General features: G+C 37.1%; 19 protein-coding genes. 14 read left to right on the top strand and 5 right to left on the bottom strand.

Features of this window, described 5'->3' with window-relative positions; translation table 11 throughout:
- Positions 1-9 precede the first annotated feature (9 nt).
- The 5 genes from rpsT (at position 10) to TDE_RS08165 (ending at position 3,320) form a co-directional block, all read left to right on the top strand.
- Positions 10-279: a 30S ribosomal protein S20 gene (gene rpsT / locus TDE_RS08185; RefSeq protein WP_002669392.1), complete on the top strand. Its 270-nt coding sequence runs from the start codon at positions 10-12 to the stop codon at positions 277-279.
- Between the two features lie 76 nt (positions 280-355).
- A complete protein-coding gene (locus tag TDE_RS08180; RefSeq protein WP_002669390.1) occupies positions 356-676 on the top strand; it encodes an HU family DNA-binding protein in 321 nt (106 codons plus the stop codon).
- Complete coding sequence (gene lnt / locus TDE_RS08175; RefSeq protein ID WP_002679415.1) at positions 673-2,307, top strand: apolipoprotein N-acyltransferase; 1,635 nt, start codon at positions 673-675, stop codon at positions 2,305-2,307. The genes TDE_RS08180 and lnt overlap by 4 nt, the downstream gene beginning before the upstream one ends.
- Positions 2,304-2,720 carry a bactofilin family protein gene (locus tag TDE_RS08170; RefSeq protein ID WP_002669387.1) on the top strand — a complete coding sequence of 139 codons (417 nt, stop codon included), beginning with the start codon at positions 2,304-2,306 and terminating at the stop codon, positions 2,718-2,720. Before lnt ends, TDE_RS08170 begins: the two co-directional genes overlap by 4 nt.
- A gap of 21 nt (positions 2,721-2,741) precedes the next feature.
- Positions 2,742-3,320: a CinA family protein gene (locus tag TDE_RS08165; protein ID WP_002678481.1), complete on the top strand. Its 579-nt coding sequence runs from the start codon at positions 2,742-2,744 to the stop codon at positions 3,318-3,320.
- A 49-nt stretch (positions 3,321-3,369) separates the two neighbouring features.
- On the opposite strand, the gene TDE_RS08160 is transcribed toward TDE_RS08165, so the two are convergent.
- From TDE_RS08160 to TDE_RS08140, 5 genes are all read right to left on the bottom strand, one after another.
- Complete coding sequence (locus TDE_RS08160) at positions 3,370-4,308, bottom strand: NADase-type glycan-binding domain-containing protein (protein WP_002679413.1); 939 nt, start codon at positions 4,306-4,308, stop codon at positions 3,370-3,372.
- A 12-nt stretch (positions 4,309-4,320) separates the two neighbouring features.
- Positions 4,321-4,857 (bottom strand): hypothetical protein, encoded by a 537-nt coding sequence (locus TDE_RS08155; RefSeq protein ID WP_002679411.1) that lies wholly within the window; start codon positions 4,855-4,857, stop codon positions 4,321-4,323.
- Between the two features lie 29 nt (positions 4,858-4,886).
- Positions 4,887-5,462 (bottom strand): hypothetical protein, encoded by a 576-nt coding sequence (locus TDE_RS08150; RefSeq protein WP_002678477.1) that lies wholly within the window; start codon positions 5,460-5,462, stop codon positions 4,887-4,889.
- Between the two features lie 65 nt (positions 5,463-5,527).
- Positions 5,528-6,085: a hypothetical protein gene (locus TDE_RS08145; RefSeq protein ID WP_002679410.1), complete on the bottom strand. Its 558-nt coding sequence runs from the start codon at positions 6,083-6,085 to the stop codon at positions 5,528-5,530.
- Between the two features lie 92 nt (positions 6,086-6,177).
- Positions 6,178-7,341, bottom strand: a complete 1,164-nt coding sequence (locus tag TDE_RS08140; RefSeq protein WP_002679407.1) for a hypothetical protein — start codon at positions 7,339-7,341, stop codon at positions 6,178-6,180.
- A 233-nt stretch (positions 7,342-7,574) separates the two neighbouring features.
- On the opposite strand from TDE_RS08140, the gene TDE_RS08135 reads away from it, so the two are divergent.
- From TDE_RS08135 to TDE_RS08095, 9 genes are all read left to right on the top strand, one after another.
- Positions 7,575-8,309 (top strand): hypothetical protein, encoded by a 735-nt coding sequence (locus TDE_RS08135; RefSeq protein ID WP_002670956.1) that lies wholly within the window; start codon positions 7,575-7,577, stop codon positions 8,307-8,309.
- 1 nt (position 8,310) lies between these two features.
- Complete coding sequence (locus TDE_RS08130; RefSeq protein ID WP_002669381.1) at positions 8,311-9,159, top strand: metallophosphoesterase family protein; 849 nt, start codon at positions 8,311-8,313, stop codon at positions 9,157-9,159.
- 76 nt (positions 9,160-9,235) lie between these two features.
- Positions 9,236-9,979 (top strand): 2,3-diphosphoglycerate-dependent phosphoglycerate mutase, encoded by a 744-nt coding sequence (gene gpmA, locus TDE_RS08125; protein WP_002670958.1) that lies wholly within the window; start codon positions 9,236-9,238, stop codon positions 9,977-9,979.
- Positions 9,980-9,993: 14 nt separating this feature from the next.
- Positions 9,994-11,475, top strand: coding sequence for a M81 family metallopeptidase (locus TDE_RS08120; protein ID WP_010957021.1), 1,482 nt, complete (start codon positions 9,994-9,996; stop codon positions 11,473-11,475).
- A gap of 19 nt (positions 11,476-11,494) precedes the next feature.
- Positions 11,495-15,997, top strand: a complete 4,503-nt coding sequence (locus TDE_RS08115) for a 2-hydroxyacyl-CoA dehydratase (RefSeq protein WP_002679398.1) — start codon at positions 11,495-11,497, stop codon at positions 15,995-15,997.
- A 271-nt stretch (positions 15,998-16,268) separates the two neighbouring features.
- The gene (locus TDE_RS08110; RefSeq protein WP_002679397.1) at positions 16,269-17,057 is read left to right on the top strand and encodes a hypothetical protein; all 789 of its coding nucleotides are present in this window, start codon (positions 16,269-16,271) and stop codon (positions 17,055-17,057) included.
- Between the two features lie 164 nt (positions 17,058-17,221).
- A complete protein-coding gene (locus TDE_RS08105) occupies positions 17,222-18,088 on the top strand; it encodes an Rpn family recombination-promoting nuclease/putative transposase (RefSeq protein ID WP_002679396.1) in 867 nt (288 codons plus the stop codon).
- A 239-nt stretch (positions 18,089-18,327) separates the two neighbouring features.
- Complete coding sequence (locus tag TDE_RS08100) at positions 18,328-18,912, top strand: hypothetical protein (RefSeq protein WP_002669375.1); 585 nt, start codon at positions 18,328-18,330, stop codon at positions 18,910-18,912.
- 17 nt (positions 18,913-18,929) lie between these two features.
- Complete coding sequence (locus tag TDE_RS08095) at positions 18,930-19,688, top strand: ABC transporter ATP-binding protein (RefSeq protein ID WP_002669374.1); 759 nt, start codon at positions 18,930-18,932, stop codon at positions 19,686-19,688.
- Positions 19,689-19,694 lie beyond the last annotated feature (6 nt).

Genomic DNA, 19,694 nt, shown 5'->3' with positions numbered 1-19,694 from the left:
GTACCTTAAATGAAAAATCGATCTGCGATTAAAAGACATAACCAGAGTGAAGTGCGCCGAATGCGAAACCGCTCTGCAAAAAGTGAAGTACGTACAACAGCTAGAAAGTATACTGAGGCTGTTCATGCAGCTAATGCGGAAAATGCCGCAGCCTTACTTCGCGAGCTCTCCAGTCAGCTTGATTCTGCAGCCCGAAAAGGAATTTTAACAAAAAATTCGGCAGCCCGCAAAAAGTCAAGGATGCAGCTTTTGTACAACGCTTCATTTGCAGCAAAATAAGAATGAAGAAAAACCGCAAAACCGATTGGGATTGCGGTATTTTTTTATAGTTTACCAAATTTGCAGTTTAGTTAAGATGAAACAAAAGCGGTCAAAAATAGACATAATAGATTCCGTTTATCGAAACAATCCTCAATACCAGCTTAAGCAGATTAATGCCATAGCTAATCTGTTTTTAGATGAGCTTTCCGTGCTTTTGCAGCAAGGAATTCCTGTGGAGATACGCGGCCTAGGTTCTTTTGATTTTGCCGTTTTGCATGGCCGAAAGAATGCTCGTAATCCTAAGACCGGAGAAGCCGTTTTAACTGCCGATAGGTGTAAGGTAAGATTTAAACCGGGAAAAGAGCTTAAAGAAGCTCTTCACAAAATCGATACTCAAGAGCTTATTGAATCATGAAAAATAAATTTATATTTTTTACTTTAAACCTTTTGCTTGCTGTTTTAGGGGCCGTTCTTTTTGCCTTATCCCATCCTAATTATTTGAATTTAAACGGGTTCCCTTTTTTTGCATATATAGCTCTTATTCCATTTTTTTTATTACTTAAAAGAACTAAGCTAAAGTTTTCATTTTTATGGGGAGCCTTTTCCGGTGCTCTTTCATATTTTATCTTTAATTTTTGGATAATATTTTTTCATCCCCTTGCTATTTATATAATAATTGCAAAGTATTGTATTCTTTATTCCGTTTTGTTTTTTGTCTTAAAAATAATAGACTCGTATTTTTCCCGTTACTCTTTTATTTTTCAAACGATAGCTTGGGTTGCTTTTGAATATTTAAATACCCTGGGTTTTTTAGGTTACTCCTACGGAATAATGGGTTATACGCAATGGAATTTTCCGATATTGATCAGAGTATCTTCAATATTCGGGGTATGGGGCATTTCTTTTTTGCTTGTTTTCTTTTCAGCATGTTCAGCCTCCTTTCTTTTTGAATTTTATAAAGAAAAAGATATAAAGAATGTTTATCAAAGATATAAATTGCCTATGATGATTTGGGTAGGTACTTTTTTTGCATTTATTTTATATGGAGCTTTTACAAAGATAGATCTTTCAGAGGCTCAACGGGCAAGGATTGCTCTTGTGCAGCCTAATAGAGATCCTTGGCTTGGAAATTTGGAAGTTTATAGAAATAATTATGAAGAACTTAAAAACTTATCTGAAAAAGCTCTTAAAAATTTTCCTGATATCGAATTAGTAGTTTGGCCGGAAACGGCTTTTATTCCTATGATAAGATGGCATTATAAATATACCTCAACCTATAATCCTAATTCTCTTTTGGTGCGGGAATTGCTGCATTTTTTGGATAATCAAAAGGTTCCGTTTTTAATAGGAAATGATGACGGTGTTTTGGATGAAAAATTTTCAGATAATAACTTTGATAATCTTGAGGATAAGAGGCTTGACTATAATGCAGCCTTACTCTTTATTCCTAAGAAAAATGTTTCACCGCCTGAACCTCAGACTTATCGAAAAATGCACTTAGTTCCATTTACGGAGCACTTTCCTTACCAAAAACTTTTTCCACGCTTTTACGAATTTTTAAAAGAAAATGATACGCATTTTTGGGAAAAAGGAAAAGAAGCTAATCTTCTTGAATTTAATAATTTTAAAATCGGAACACCGATATGTTTTGAAGATACCTTCGGTTATATTTCAAAAGCTTTTTCAAAAAAAGGTGCTAATATAATCATTAATCTTACAAACGATGCTTGGGCAAATAGTGCTGTAAGTCAGTATCAGCATTTGAGTATGGCAGTTTTTAGGGCTGTCGAAAATCGCCTTCCGGTTTTAAGAGCAACAAGTTCAGGGCAGACAGCCTTTATCGATCAAAATGGAAATATTCAGGAAATGCTTCCTCCCTTTATCAAGGATATTTTGGTTGCAGATGTTACCGTCTTGACAGAAGGGCATAAAACCGTTTACTCTTATCTGGGCGATTTTTTTGGAGTTCTTTGCACAATTGTTTTAATTTTAAATTTGTGCTTTATCATAATTAATAAATTTATAAAAAGATCGGAGGTTAAATGAAACGGAATAATAAATATAAAGAAAAGAATGTTACGGTTTTAGGTAAGGAAACCGTTTTTGATGGGGTGATGAAATTCTCCGAAACCTTACAGATTGAAGGAAAATTTATCGGAGCCATAGATTCTCAAGGTTCCTTGTATATTTCAAAAAATGCAGACTGCAGAGTTCAGTATATTAAGGCTGCTTCGATAGTTGTTGAAGGCGTTATCGTGGGATCCCTATCGGCTGCCGATAAGGTCGATTTAAAGTCCGGATCTTCCGTTAAGGGGGATATTACTGCCGGCCGTCTTAGAATAGCCGATAAGGTTTCTTTTGAAGGTTCTGTGAAAATGATTAAAAATAACAGCTTTCCCGAAAAAAACTTTTTTTCTATAAAGTCCGATCAGCTGAAAGAACAGCTTAGCCGTGAGTGATGCTTTTTTATAGGAATTTGAGTGATTGATTTTGAGCTTATAAAAAAAGTTTTTTTTGTTCTAAGAGAAAGAGGCATTAAGCTTATAACCGCCGAATCTTTGACTGGAGGCTTGATAGCTTCCGAATTCACAAAAATATCGGGGGCTTCAGAAGTGCTTTGGGGCGGTTATATAGTTTATACGCCTCAGGCGAAAATCTCGCTTTTAAATATAGAGCCTGATATAATAGACTCTTTCGGAGTGGTAAGTCCGCAAACCGTAGAAGCTATGGCTTTAGGTGCCGTTAAAAATTTCTTTAATGCTTCCTGTGCTCCTGAACCTGCTGTTTCTATTGCGGTAAGCGGAGTTGCAGGCCCATCAAGCCTTGAAGGAAATCCTCCCGGGACAGTATGTGTTTCTTCCGCTTTTTTTTGTCCGGCACCTTCTGATTTAAAAATTTTAAAAAAAGATGCTTTTGTTTTTAAAACGCATACCTATCGGTTTTCAGGCTCAAGGGATGAGGTAAGGGAACAAACTGTAAATAAGGCTTTTTTGCATGTGTTATCCTTAACGGAAAAAACGGCAGCCCCGATTAGAAACTGCCGTGATTTTAAGTGTTGAACCGAAATTGATATATAATACTGTTTTTCTTAAGACTCCTTGAAGTTTTTTATTCGTAAGGGATAACTTCGGTCCTCCACAAAATCATAAAATGAATAGCTGTGTCCTCGTATTTTGTACCCTTGTACACATCCAATATGGTAATCTTAACATCTTCTTGTTCGGGTAAAAAACTTATGTCCACAGTTTGCGGGTGGGGTGTGTCCTTTACGGTGAACTCTTTTTTCTTGCCGCTTGTAACGCCCTCAACCATTATCTTTTTAATTCTTCCGTTTTCATCGTAGAGTTTAGGATTTGAAGCGGAAATATAACCGTTCATCAGGAGTATGTATTTATCATCACTGCTCTTCCATGTTTTTATAACAAAGGACTCTCCTATACCCCAGCCGGCTACACCTTCTACCCAAGGAGTGTCTTCTCTCATGTCGCATAGATTTTCTATCTTGTATTCTCGTTTTCCTTCTTTTGATTTTTCGACAAGATGAGAACTTACATTTTCATAGTAAAAATAAGGTGTTTCTCCTGTTCCGCCTGTAGGAAATCTTGTAAAAAAGCCTGAAGCTTTTTTACCCTTGCTTGCGGGCAATATACCGAGGCCTATAACGGCATCCTCGTTTTCTCCCCAAGCTTTTTTTGCCAAGCCCGTTAAAAGCATAAATTTATTGCCTAAATATTCTTTTGATTTTGGATCAAGGTTTGCATATAGGTCATCAGGCATATCGGCATCCAATTCAAATAAGGGAAAGCGGCCTATGTACTTTTTTTTGTAAGTATAGACCTTTTTTACCTCTTGTTCTTTTGCATTATACCAGCTTATTTCGATCTTGTTTCCTTTTTGGAATTTAATAAAATAAGCAACGGGAGGTCCGTCTGTATATCCGAAGCCTGCCAAATCAAAGTTTTGTCCTACGGCAAAACTACCCATAATTAAAAAAAGACATAAAAATAAGCTTTTTTTTAATAAATCGATCTTAGTTTTTAAAAGCATTTTTTTCTCTCCTTACTGGTCTGCTCGTGCATATATAAGTCCTATAACTTCACTATTTTTCTTATCGGGAAGCCAAATTTCAAGTTGTGTATTGCCGATATTTTTAGTAAAAAATTTGACTGTTATATAAATACTATTATCTGAATCCTTAACGGTAAAGTCCAATTTCTTTTTTTCAAGTTTTTTGATAATTTGTGAGTATGTATTACCTCTTTCGATAATAAAGCCCTTTACATCAGCCCTATGAACAATCTCGAAATTAATACCTATATATTCAAAAATACCGTCATTAGTGAGACTAATTATAAATCCATCATCCTCATATACAACATCGTATCTTCCCGGCTTATGTCTATAAAAGGTCGGCTTACCGATTTTCTTTTCAATATCTTCTTTGGTATGTGTTTTATAAAATTCAAACTTTTTTCCACGCAAAATGATGGGGCCGTCATTAATTTTAACTTCACTAACATCATTGGCATATATTTGTACTAAAAAAATACAAAACAAAACACAAATAAAAATATTCTTTTTTCTCTTTAAAATCATTTTTCCTCTCCTTATAATCAATTGCTGTGTTACTTATTGGCAATATCCATATATAGTATTGCAACAAGCAGGACATTTTGCTTTTCATATCGGGAACACACAATCGTTGTGTTTACTTTTCCGAATTTTTTGCTCACAAACTCCATATCGATGACATGATTATTACCTTCTTGTTCATAAAGATTATATGTGATATTGAGATCCTTTATTTTTTTTCGAATACTTTGATATGTATCATCCTTTGTGATTTCTAAACCATATATTTTAACAGGCTTCATATCTTCTTTCATGAAAAAAAAGCTAAATCCACAAAAATAATTTTTATTGTCAAATAAAAATGCCACTCCTTCATCTTTATAAAAAATCTCAATAAAGTTTTCCTTATTCGAACTGCCGTCAGCTTTACCTATCTTTTTTTGTAATTCTTGTGGTGTATATTTTTCAGTTGGAATTAACTTTTTATTTCTAAAGATAAATGGATCATCGTTAATTATGAATTCCGCTTTTTCTGCAGCATTAAGAGTTGCTGCAAAACTTCCCATAATTAAAAAAAGACATAAAAATAAGTTTTTTTTAAATAAATCGATCTTAGTTTTTAAAAGCATTTTTTTTTCTCTCCTTATAAAAGTTTTTAAGTAATTTTTTAGCCCGGACAGGTTTTAAAAACTATTTAATCCATATACCATAGGCTTACATCTGTTACTTCTTGTTTATCTGAATCTGAACAGTTAATTATTAATTTAATATTTCCGAATTTACTTTTTATTGTAATTTCAAATTTAAGCCTTCTATAGTTTGTTTTATAAATAATATTGAAATTTTTTTTAAGTTCTATTAGCTTTTTGACTATGCTTGAATGATTATCATTTTTTGATATGAGTAATCCATAAATGTTTAAGCCTTTTAATTTTTCAGGATGGTTAAAAGCTAATCCATCAAATGAATTCTCTTGATTAAAATTAAAGATAATCTTCTCTTCATAAGAGCGGCACCAACCTCCGGGATTATCTTCATGCCAATCAGGTTTTCCCAGTTTTTTTTCAATTTCTTCTCTGGTATATTTTTTCCAAGGAATAAGGCTTACCCCCTTATAGATAAATGGCTCATCGTTAATTACGAATTCCGCTTTTTCTGCAGCATTAAGAGTTGCTGCAAAACTTCCCATAATTAAAAAAAGACATAAAAATAAGCTTTTTTTTACTAAATCGATTTTTCTTTTTAAAAACATTTTCTTTCTCTCCTTATAAAAGTTTTTAAGTAATTTTTTAGCTCGGACAGGTCTTTAAGACCTGTCCGATGAATATTTTATTTACAAATATTCTATTTCTTTATTTCAAAATAAAGACCTCCTAAATTTGATGTAAAGTCTGCTGTACTCCTAGCTCCTCGTACATCTTTCCATGATTCTCCATGACGTCCCATATACGGTTCAATAAATCCTCCGTTTACGTACCCAATACCATGTTCACCGTCTTCTGGCAATTTATCATTCCCCCAAAAAGCTCTTTGCGGGAATCTTATCATAGCCGGATTATCTCCAACTAAAGCTTTTAATTCTTTTTCGCTGAGACCAGCCGGTATCTCGTAATAAACGGCATCTAGTCCAAAGACTTCTTTGATAACATCAGTATGCAGTTTACATTTTTTACTGGAAACAGCTTTATTTGTAATTTTTTCTACATCTTCTTTTGTAAGGTCGTCTTTATAAGTATATCCCGACAATCTGACTGCACCTATGGTTGAATTGTATTTACAAGTATTAGGATATATAACTTTTCCATTTTTATCCTTTTGCATCGGTAAATCATCCTGTACTTCCTTATAGCTAGCATCAAAGCTCAGCTTTTTATTTGTCAACTTATCATCATAGTAAGCAGCCAACATGTCATTTTTGCATCCTGTCTTAGCATTTACAGTTTGTTCTATTGGATTTGTCAGGTTAGCTAATATACTCCTCGCTCTTTCAGCCGGTGAAACAGGTTTAGGACTTACATCTGCTGCTTGTGTTGTTTGCGTGGTATTGATGTTTGCTGCAGGCGGGGTGGTTGTTTGTCCTCCGTTTCCTACGCTTCCGTTTCCAATATCTCCATCATCATCGGTAGGAAGATTTGTGTTTCCTCCTGTTTCATCATCACCGTTGTCAGGTGTACCTCCTGAGGAACCATTACCTCCGTCATCATTTACCGGATTACCTGGGTCCGATGGGGTATCTTCTGTAGGATCTTTAGAATCTCCGCCTCCGTCACCATCATTTCCGGTATTGGGCGGATTTCCCGGGTTTCCTGTACCCGGTGCCGGCTTTGGATTAGTTGGGCTCGGTGAGGGTGCATGATGATGATTCCCGTCATCATCAATGATATAATCAGGTTCCGGTGATGGGTTACATACATCAATACCTCTTGTGTTTATAGTGGTGTCACCTCCAACTACATTCATCAGATCATCCATTTCTAATAAGTGATATAAATTTTTTCCGTTTTCCATAAAATTCTCCTTGTAAAAAATATTTTTTCCATGCATAGAAAATATGGAAGCTTTTGGAAATCACTTAGTTTTCCTCCTGCCTCCATTATATTATAGCTTTTAGTTAAAAACAATAGTACTTTTAACAAAAATAAATTTAATTTTCTTAAAAAATTCTGAATTTGTATTTTAATATAATTTTAACCGGTCAATGGGGGTAAGTTGACAAAGTTATTGATTAAGTTATTGATTATATGTTAAAATCCGGTAATATGAGAGCCTTTTTTGTTACAATTTTTATTGTTTTAAGTTTTGCATTATTTTCCGAAGCCGATGTTAAAAATATGCATGAGTTTTCTTATGGAATAGAAGCCGATTTATCGAGAAAGGGTAGGCTGGAAGCTTTTTCTTATGTTATGAATTACGGTTTTTTCATTCCCAAACTCTCATCAGGGCTTGGAGTAAAAACCGGATCTGATTCTATTAGCGGAACTTTATACGGAAAATATTCACCTCTTAAGCTTAAATATTTTTCTCTTGGTGTTCATGCTATATATAATTTAAACCTTTTTACCGGATACTGCATTGAAAATAATTTTTTGCTTGGAGCTAATCTATCTGCCGGAAAATTGGATAAAGTTTTATTTTCTTTCGATATATCATATTTATTAAAGCTTACAGATTTTTATAAGCTGCCTATTATACCATTAATAAAGGATAATACCTTAGCCTTATCATTAAAATTAGAAAGCCTAATTAAAGATAAATTTTTACTGAGATTTAAGATAGCTTCATATAGTATGCATAATTATCCTTTGTTTTTTACTCCTATTTTCAGTCTTGAAACGGCCTGGATTTTATCGTCTGAGATTAGGCTGAATAATTTCTTTTCCGTAAAATATTCTGATATGTTTACGCTTACATCTTATCATTCAAATATGATGATGGGGATTTCGCTTGTTTTTAAAATTCTACCTAGGAAGGCATAAAATGATAAAAAAAAGAAAGCTGCTTGTTTATATAATTTTTGTATGTCTCGTTCTTATTTCTTGCGGACATGGTTTAAGTGAGTTTTTGTACAGACCTAATAGTGTTTCAGACAGAAGTACAAAGATAGTAGATTTGGCCGCCCCCCATACATTGCCTGCTTCAAAAAAATTTACATGTGTAATATTTACAGATATTCACTTTGGTGCCGATAGAAGACGCTATGATAAAGAATTTATTGACTGGTTGAAAAATAAAAAAGCTTCAAATGAATTTCCTTCTTTTATTATTTCAATGGGAGATATTGTTGAGCATGGAAAAGAAGAAGAGTATAAACAATATGTTTCTTTTGTAGCAGATATAAAAAAAATACAGGATGTTCCCGTATATACAGCCCTCGGAAATCATGACCTTCATAATTCAGGATGGCTGCATTGGAAAAAATATATTTATCCCCATGTACCTTATTACCGCTTTAAAACTAACAAATTTTCATGGTATGTTATTGATGCAGGGGATGGAATGTTGGGAGAGCCTCAGCTAAGAAATATGGTAGAAGAAATGAAAGCTGATCCGAATCCTAAATTCGTATTTTCTCATTATGCAATTTATGGAGGAGGTATTCCATATTTTGTTATGTTAAATACAAAAGAACGGGCAGTTTTGATTGATACCTTCTCAAGAAATAATGTAAAAGTCTTTTTTGCCGGCCACTATCATCCGGGAATGCTTATTTATAGTTATGGCACATTTTCGGAGTTAGTTGTAAGAAGTATTTTAAAATCTCCATCATGGGTTGAACTTTCCATAGATGAAACTAATTCTTCCTTTTCCGTTAAAGAATATAAGTAAGTGAAACACATATAATACGCTCTCTTGACACTATTTATTATATTAGATACTATCTTCACATAGTAGGAGTCTTAATATGAGATTGGTTTTGGTAAGGCATGGTGAAAGTGAATGGAATAAGCTTAATTTATTTACCGGCTGGACGGATGTCGATTTAAGCGAAAAGGGTGTAGAAGAAGCAAAAGAAGGCGGAACCTATTTAAAAAAAGAAGGTTTTGACTTCGATATTTGCTATACATCCTATCTAAAACGAGCAATTCATACCCTCAATTATATTTTAAGCCAGATGGATAGAGAATGGCTTCCTGTCATAAAAACTTGGAAACTTAATGAAAGGCATTACGGGGGCTTGCAGGGCCTAAACAAGGCGGAAACAGCCGAAAAATACGGAGAAGATCAGGTAAAAATTTGGCGCCGTTCCTTTGATATTGCTCCTCCCGTTTTGGAAGAAGGAGATAAGCGCTGCCCCTATTTGCAGGAACAGTACAGGGGTATTGAAAAATCAGAGCTCCCCTTAACCGAAAGCTTAAAAGATACCATAGCCAGAGCCGTTCCTTTTTTTGAAAAGACTATAAAACCTCAAATGCTAGAAGGAAAAAGGATTCTTATCACAGCCCACGGTAATTCCCTCAGGGCCTTGGTTAAATATTTTGAAAATTTAAGCGATGAAGAAATAATCTCGGTAAATATTCCGACAGGCGTTCCTTTGGTTTACGAATTCGATAAGAATTTTAAGGTTCTTAGTAAACGCTACCTTGGAGATCAAGAGAAAATCAATGCTAAAATAAATGCAGTTGCAAATCAAGGAAAAAAGAAATAAGGTAATAGCATAAAATGAAGCGAATTTTAGTAGGATGTATAAATCATGAGTCGAATAGCTTTAACCCCATTATTACGGGGATTGAAGACTTTGTTATTTTTAGAGGAGAAGATGTTTTAACCGAAGGCTTAAAGCCCTATTATTCTTCTACGGGAATTATTGAGACCATTCAAAAATGGGGCTGGGAGGTAGTACCTGCCGTAGTTGCAAGGGCTGTGCCGAACGGCTTGGTTGATTATAATCTATACACCGAACTTAAAAAAGATTTTTTAGCTTATATAGATAAGGCTCTTTTGGATGCCCCGATTGACGGCATCTGTCTAGGTCTTCACGGTTCCTTAAAGGTTCAAAACATAGGGCCTGCAGAAGGCGACCTTTTAAAGGCTATCCGTGAAAAACTTCCCCGTATTCCTTTAACGACAGCCCTCGACATGCATGCTACGGTAACCGACGAGATGATTAGGTATTGTGACGGCATTGTAGGCTATAAAACCGCCCCCCATATTGACTGTTATGAAACGGGAGTTCATGCAGCGGAGCTTTTAAAAAAGGCTTTGGACGCTTCAAATAAGCTTTGTATAGGAAGGGTAAAAATCCCAATGCTGGTAGCAGGCGAAAAAAGCGAAACCGCTGCAGAGCCTATGAAAAGCTTAATAGCTTCATGCGTTGAGGCTGAAAAAGAAGAAGGCTTACTTGCAGCATCAGTTCTTTTGGGCTTCCCATGGGCAGACAGCAAGGATAACGGCGTAACCATAGTAACAACGGCCTTAAACGATCAAGGCCTTGCAGATAGGGCTGCCTTAAAAATAGCTAAAGAATTTTGGGCCGAGCGTCATAATTTTAAATTTAAGGTAGAACATTATGATTCTTTTACTTCAATAAAAACCGCTATAGAATCGGTAATGCAAAATAAAGAAGGTCCTGTCTTTGTCTCGGATTCGGGCGATAATCCTACAGCCGGTTCTACCGGAGATTCTACCGAGTGCTTTGAGGCTCTTTTAAAACAAAAAGAAGCTTTAAAGGATCTTCCCACCAAGGTGCTCTATTCGGGATTTTTCGATAAGGTTGCCGTTGAAAAATGCTTTGAGGCAGGGGAGGGTGCTTCCCTGGAAATAACTATAGGCGGAACATGGGATAAAATTAACGGCAAAAAAATTCCTTGCGCTGTAAGGGTCTTAAAACTTGTAGAAAACTATGGCGTTTATAATTCCCGTTTAGCCCTTGTCGAAATGGGAGAGACAATAATAGTTTTAACCTCAAATCACATAGGCTTCGGGGATGAAGAGCTTTTGCCTGCCCTAGATGTAAATGCAGAGGATTATTGTATAGTTATCGTAAAGCTGGGCTATTTGGAACCCTGTTTTCAAAAAATAGCAAAGAGGGCAATATTGGCGGAATCTAAGGGCTGTTCAAACGAGGTTTTGGAAACATTGGATTATCCTCAAACTCCGCGCCCCATATATCCATTGGATAAGGATATGGATATAAAATTATAATTTAAAATCGGTTGGTGTTATGAATAGAGAGAGTGTGCTGCGATTCGGAATAGATGTCGGCTCGACTACAGTAAAGGTAGTTGTTTTGGAAACTGACGGGACGGTTTTGTTCAGTAAATATCAAAGACACAGAGCCGATATAAGAACGACTATTATATCCGTGTGCGAGCTTGCCGTTGAAGCCGTCGAAAAAAAATACGGCGAAGATGTGGAGCTATCCCTCATCGTAACCGGATCCGGAGGCCTTGCCGTATCGCACTGGCTTAAAATTCCCTTTATTCAAGAAGTCGTAGCATCTACTGCGGCTGTTCGTAAGATAATTCCTCAAACCGATGTTATTATAGAACTCGGCGGCGAAGATGCAAAGATTACCTATTTTGAGCACGCCAATATCGAACAAAGAATGAACGGTACCTGTGCAGGCGGTACGGGTTCCTTTATAGACCAGATGGCTGCCCTCTTGGAAACCGATGCTCTTGGTTTAAACGAGCTTGCAAAAAAAGCTCAGACCATCTATCCGATAGCCGCCCGCTGCGGGGTCTTTGCCAAAACCGATGTTCAGCCCCTTATAAACGAGGGTGCAAAAAGAGAGGACATAGCAGCAAGTATCTTTCAAGCTGTTGTAAGCCAGACTATTTCGGGTCTTGCCTGCGGTAAACCTATCCGCGGAAAGGTCGCTTTTTTAGGAGGCCCCTTACACTTTTTAGATCAGCTAAGGCACAGGTTTATCGAAACCTTAAAACTTAAAGATGACGAAATTATTACGCCTGAAAATTCCGAGCTCTTTGTAGCCATGGGAGCTGCCTTAAGTGCTGCAGGAAGCTCTAATATACCTAAGGCTTCAAGCTCTCCCTTTCAGCCGCAGGTTCCATTGGATCTAAAAAAAGCTCAATTTAAAACCTCCTTAAAAAAAGAAGAAAACAAAGCGCCTCTTATTTTTGAAGAAGAGCCTACAGCTAAACCTCATTTTATAAAACTTTCTCAATTTAAAAAAGATATTTATAAGATAGCTTCTTCAGAGATGACTGAGGTTCAGCGCCTGCCTCCTCTTTTTAAAAATGAAGAAGAACTTGAAAGTTTTAGAATAAGACACGCAAAGGAAATGGCTCCCTCAGCCGATATTTCCGGTGCTTCGGGACCTGTATTTTTAGGGCTTGATGCAGGCTCAACTACAACCAAGGCCGTTTTAATCGATGGGGACGGAAAAATCCTATGGCGTTTTTATGATGTAAATGCGGGAAACCCCGTCGAACTTGCTGTAAGGGTTTTAAAAGACCTCTATAAGATACTTCCTCCAAAGGCCTTTATAGCCCGATCTGTTTCTACAGGATATGGAGAAAGCCTTTTTCAGGCAGCTTTAGGTGTGGATGCCGGAGAAGTTGAAACAATCGCACACTACCGTGCCGCAGAATTCTTTTTGCCCGGAGTGGATTTCCTTTTGGATATAGGCGGACAGGATATGAAATGCCTCCGCATGAAAAACGGAGCGATAAGTTCTATTCAGCTAAATGAGGCCTGTTCCTCTGGCTGCGGAAGCTTTTTAGATAATTTTGCCCGCTCCCTCGGAATGAACATAAGCGAGTTTGCAACCAAAGCCCTTCTTGCAGAAAAACCGGTAGACCTAGGTACAAGGTGTACTGTCTTTATGAACAGCCGTGTTAAGCAGGCTCAAAAAGAAGGAGCTTCCGTAGGAGATATTTCTTCGGGTCTTTCTTATTCCGTTATAAAAAATGCCCTCTTTAAGGTTATTAAATTGCGCGATGCATCCGAGGTAGGAAGTAAGGTAATAGTGCAGGGCGGAACATTTAATAATGATGCGGTTTTGCGTGCCTTTGAGCTTGTTTCGGGAAGGCAGGCTGTCCGCCCCGATGTTGCAGGGCTTATGGGGGCTTATGGAGCCGCCTTAATTGCAAAAGACCAATGGCATGACCTTCAAGAAGAAAATCTTTCCGAAGGAAAAATAAGATCAAATATTGCCGATATGGAAGGCTTGGAAAATTTTAAGGTAAAGCTTGACTTATTACGCTGTCCCAAATGCCCCAACAACTGTCTTTTGACTGTAAATACCTTCGACATATCCGGAGTAAAACGCCGTTTTATCACGGGAAACAGGTGTGAAAGGGGTGCCGAGCTTGATAAGAACAGTGGCCTTGAAGAATGTTCATCTCAAGTTTCCGCTAAGGATCACGAAACAGTAAACAAAAAAGATATACCCAACCTCTTTGACTGGAAGTATAAGAGGCTTTTTAAATATAAGCCCATTCCTAAAAATGATGCACCCAGAGGCGAGATTGGAATTCCAAGGGTTTTAAACATGTACGAAAACTATCCGTTCTGGTTTACCTTTTTTACGGAACTTGGTTTTTCGGTTAGAATTTCTCCTCGCTCTACACGGGGAACTTATGAGATGGGGCTCGAATCTATTCCTTCCGAATCGGTTTGTTATCCTGCGAAGATTGCCCACGGGCATATCGAAGCTCTCTTAAAATTAGGAGTAAAAAATATCTTCTACCCCTGTATTCCATACGAAAAAAAAGAAGATGAGGGGGCCGGAAATCATTATAACTGTCCCATTGTTACAAGTTATCCTGAAGTCTTAAAAAACAATATTGATGTTCTCAGGCAGGACGCGAATATAATTTATCTAAATCCATTTTTACCATATTACGATAAACACCGTTTAATTGACCGTCTTTATGAAGAATTGGGTACAAAGTTTTCGATAAGTTTTGAAGAGATAAGGGATGCCGTCAATTCCGCTTGGGAAGAGGAAAATAATTTTAAAAAAGAAACGGAAGAAAAAGGCGAAGAAGTATTGCGTTTAATGAAGGAAAAAAATCTAAAAGGTATTGTGCTTGCAGGACGCCCCTATCATCTTGACCCTGAAATAAACCACGGCATCCCTGAGATGCTCAACGGTTTAGGTCTTGCAGTTTTGACGGAAGATTCCGTAGCTCACTTGGGAAAAATAGAACGACCCTTACGTGTTGTGGATCAATGGAGCTATCACAACCGCTTATACAGGGCGGGGAATTTTGCCTCAACTCAAGATGATTTGGAATTTATACAGCTTACCAGTTTCGGCTGCGGCTTGGATGCGGTAACAGCCGATCAAGTGCAGGAAATAATAGAATCCAAGGGAAAAATGTACACCCTTATAAAAATAGATGAGGGCTCTAATCTGGGTGCTGTAAGGATAAGGGTAAGAAGCCTATTGGCTGCCGTAAAGGAAAGGAAAAGAAGCAGGCTTATTTTAAGCAAAAAATCGGCAGCCTATGAGCGCATAGTTTTTTCAAAAGAGATGGAAAAACGGTACACCATTCTGGCACCTCAAATGTCTCCCATTCATTTTGACCTTATAGGGGCAGCTATTTCTCATTCCGGTTATAACCTTGAGATCCTTACCGATATAGATCAAACTGCCGTTGAATACGGCTTAAAGTATATAAACAATGATGCTTGCTATCCTGCAATCATAGTTGCAGGTCAGATGATAGCTGCTTTAAAATCGGGCCGTTATGATTTACGCACCACAGCTCTGGCTATTACCCAAACAGGGGGAGGCTGCCGAGCCACAAACTACATAGGCTTTATAAGGCGTGCCCTCATAGATGCAGGCTTGGGCTTTGTTCCGGTAATAGGTATAAGTGCCCAGTCCATCGAAAAAAATCCCGGCTTTAAATTAAAGCTCCCTGTTTTACACAGGGTCGCTCAAGCTATGTGTCTCGGCGACCTTTTAATGAGGGTGCTTTATCGTACACGTCCCTACGAAAAAGTTCCCGGTTCTGCAAACGAAATATATAAAAAATATGCCGTCCTTATCAAGGATGCTATAAAAAAAATGTCTCCAAAAAAATATAAGGAGATTATAAACGGCATTGTACGCGAGTTCGATAATCTACCCTTAAAAAATATTAGAAAACCGCGTGTAGGTGTAGTAGGAGAAATATTGGTTAAATTCCATCCTGCCGCAAATAACGATATTTTCAGTACCATTGAAAGGGAAGGGGCGGAATGCGTTGTTCCCGATCTTTTAGATTTTTTCCTTTATTCTTCTATTTCGGGTATCTATCAAAATACCTATCTCGATTACTCGTTTAAAAAACGCCTCTTTGCAAAGCTTGGTATCTGGGTAATGGAAAGATACAGAAGGCCCATAAAAAAAGCTTTAAATAAGAGTAAGCGTTTTACTTCTCCTGAGAGTATATACAGATTGGCCGATTCGGTTGACGGAATTTTACAGCTTGGAAATGTTACCGGGGAGGGCTGGTTTTTAACTGCCGAAATGATAGAGCTCATTCATTCGGGCGTTTCAAATATTGCCTGTGTTCAGCCCTTTGCCTGCCTTCCAAATCACGTAACCGGAAAAGGTATGATAAAGGAATTGCGCCGCCGTTACCCCGAGGCAAATATTTCGGCTATCGACTTTGACCCCGGCGCCAGCGAAGTAAACCAGCTCAACCGTTTAAAACTCCTTCTCGCCAACGCAAAACCCGGCCTTCACCCGGATGAAACGAAGTGAGTAAGTGTGAAATGTCTCTTACAATTTATAAAGTGTGAAATACCTTGCTCCTTATGCTTGATAAAATAAGATAAATTGAGTATTATTATATTAGTTATTGATAAGGAGGTGTGATAAACAGTTCGGCACAAATGGTGCCTCTCTGTTTATCTGCCGAGTTTGCCTTTCGGCAAACGTCGCATTATTGTATGCAGTTTGTAAACAAACTGCGTGAAAAAACTTTTTTCGCAAATTGCTATTTGCTGCAAAAAGTTTTTATTGGAGAAACAAAATGAAAAAATTAAGTTTTACCGTAGCAGCAGCTGCGGTTGTTGTTGGGATGGTTTTGCTTTGTACTGCTTGTCAATTTGACGGACAAAAAATTGTTGACCAATTTCTTTTAGGTTCTTACGGAACATACTCATGGAATTCGGACAATACGAAGCTGACAATCAAGAGCAACGAAAATAATTTTCAAAAGCACTTTGCAGGATTAGGCAAAAACAGTGTTACTCTTAAAAAAGAAACTGTAGGGGCCGCCAAATATCTTACAAGCCCAGAATACTATCTTGACGCAAAAAGTATGGACGGTGATGTTTGGCAGGGGATTTTTTATTTAAACGGATATGGCTTTCGCACAATTAAAATTACGCTTAAAAGCGGCGGCCGTTGTGAGATTCAGCCCGGATTATCGGTTGAAGAAGGTATTAAATTTCCTGAAGATTTAACGATTACAGGATCCCTTGAATCAAATGCTGGAAAAATATTGCCGAAAGCTCCTTCTACTACCGGTATGCCTACATATACCAAGCAATTTTTTGCCGCTGTAAAATCCGATTCGTTAAAAACAAAATGGGTGGACGATAATGAAGTTGAAACTTTCACATATTACAGGAAGGATCAGGAAAATATGATGGTTACGGAAACCTGGAAGGGTTCACCGCAGTTATTCGTAAAAGGCACTGATGCCGGAGTGTATTACAAGAGAATTTTAAAATATGACAACACAAACACCTTTGTTTCCGGTACCTTTGAAATCTTTATCCCGAAAGGTACAGCTCTGCCCGCAGTTTTTCCTTAATGGTTGTTTAATCTATATTGAAAGGGAAGGGGATACCCCTTCCCTCCGCACGAATAAAATTTAATTCTTTTTAAAATTTTTGCTATTAACTTCAAATATTCTCTACAATAATTATGAAAGGGGAAAAAATTTTCTCTTTTAAATAATTGCTATGAGAGGTAAAAATGAAGAAGCTATTTAAAATCACCCTCCGCAACGACTACGCTTTTAAAAGAGTCTTCGGAGTAGAAGAAAATAAAGATGTTCTTCAGGATTTGTTGAAATGTATCTTAGACATTCAACCTGAAGACATCGCAGGTTTGGAGCTTTTGGATAAGGAGCTCCATAAAGATTTGATAAGCGATAAAACCGGTGTCTTAGATGTAAAATTACGCCTAAAAAACAATACAATTATCGACATCGAAATTCAAAACAGATGGAACAGCGAGTTTGTTCAAAGAACCATCTTTTACTGGGCTAAAATGTATACGGAAAACTTAAAAACAAGCGAAGTGTATACAAAACTGCCGAAATGTATTACAATAAACATAGTGGGCGAAGGTTTTGATTTGAACAATCTTATTCACAGTGAGTATAATGTGATAGAAAAGCACATAAACGACAGGCTTTCCGATGAGCTTGAAATCCACTTTTTAAACTTAGCCAAAGTTAAAGAACAACAAGAAAGCTTTGAACAGGACGAAAAGAAAAAGAAACTTTACAACTGGCTGAAATTTATTAAAACTGATAATCCGGAGGTAAGAAAAATGTTAGCAGAAAGTTCAGAAATGATGGCAAAGGCAAATGAAACAATAGAAGTAATGGAAATGAGCCCAAAAGAAAAGTGGCTATATGAAAATCGCATGAAATATGAACACGATAAGGCTTCTTGGAAACATGTAGGTTATCAAGAAGGTATTGAACAAGGTTTTGCCGATGGCTCTTACCAAACAAAACTTGAAACGGCAAAGCTTATGAAACAAGCAAATTGTGAAATCGATTTTATTATGAAAATGACAAGTCTCAGTAAAGATGAAATTGAAAGGATCTAGATTAAGGGAGGGCTGCAGCCTGCCTAGGCTCCAAGACTAACCACATTCAGAATAGGTTCAGCTTGAAAACATTTAGGTAAACACTGATTATCTAGACTCTTGGTATTTGTATTTTCCATAATTCGATATTTTCCCCTTCTTGACACTAAACTTTTTATTTTAGTATAATCCATAGTTATCATGGTAAGTGCTATCAAAAGGATAGCGTGCTATCTTTTGATAGCAATAAGGAGTTTGCGTTGACAAGAGATTTAGGAGTATTAAAAGGAATTTATCTTGCTCCTTACATGCAGGTTGCTACCGCCTTAATCGGAAAGGCTCGTCATGCAGGAGGCAATATGTTCCGGCATCAGGTAGATACTATGGCTATTCTTATAGACTATGGATACATCGACAGTGTTCTTTTAAAGGCTTCTTTAATCCATGATGTTATAGAAGATATCGAAGATTTTAATGTAAACGAAATTTTAAGTATTGATTCCGAATCGGGACAGGTTTATGAACTTGTTTTGGAAGTTACAAAGAAAAAAGGTCAAGAAAAAACCGAGTACCTAAAAAATATAATAAAAAACGGATCAGAAAAGGCTAAAATTTTAAAATGTGCCGACAGAATAAGCAATATGATAAGTTTAGGCTTCGTAACGGATTCCGAATTTATTGAACGCTATTGCAATGAAACCGAACTCTATATTTTTCCTATAGCTTTGGAAGTTAATTTTGAAATGTACAAGGAGCTTATGGCCTTGGTGGTTTCCCGCAGGCAATATTTGGTTGAGTGCGGTTATCTTGAAGAAAGAGTAAAGAAAATGCGCAAGGCAAGATAAAGGGGGGTGGAGAATTTATGATTGAAATTTCAAATGTTTCAAAGGCCTACGGCTCTTCTAAAACAAAAGCTGTAGACTGTATTTCGGTAAACGTAAAAAACGGCGAAATCTTCGGTTTTTTGGGGCCGAACGGAGCCGGAAAAACAACTACAATTAAAATGATAACCGGAGTCCTTAATCCGGATTCAGGATCGATAATCGTTGACGGTGTAAATATAGCTGAAGATCCTATGGAAGCAAAGCGCAGGATAGGCTATGTTACCGATAACCCCGAGCTTTTTTCTCAGTTAAAAGCTGCAGAATACTTAAATTTTATAGGGGACGTTTATGGGGTATCTGCCGATGTAAGACAAGAAAGAATAGAAAAATACACTAAACTTTTCGGAATAAATGATGCTTTAAACGGGAGCATAGGAAGTTTTTCTCACGGAATGAAGCAAAAACTTTTGGTTACCGGAAGCCTCTTATCAGACCCTCCTGTTTGGATTTTGGATGAGCCCATGGTCGGCTTGGATCCTAAATCAGCATTTTCCTTAAAAGAAATTATGAGAGAAAGAGCCGATGCAGGAAAGGTCGTTTTCTTTTCTACCCATGTTATGGAGGTCGCCGAAAAACTTTGTGACAGGCTCGCAATTATAAATGCCGGTAAAATTATGTTTGAAGGTTCTTTACAGGAATTACGTGAAAAAAGAGGAGAAAATGCTTCTCTTGAAAAGCTCTTTTTGGAACTTGTTGACGATAAACCTTCTTTTAATTTGGGAAACGGTGAAGCTTAAAGAGAG

The organism is Treponema denticola ATCC 35405, assembly GCF_000008185.1.
GTDB lineage: Bacteria > Spirochaetota > Spirochaetia > Treponematales > Treponemataceae > Treponema_B > Treponema_B denticola.
Note: the sequence above shows the minus strand (reverse complement) of the source record. Positions and strands in the feature narration are given on the sequence as shown.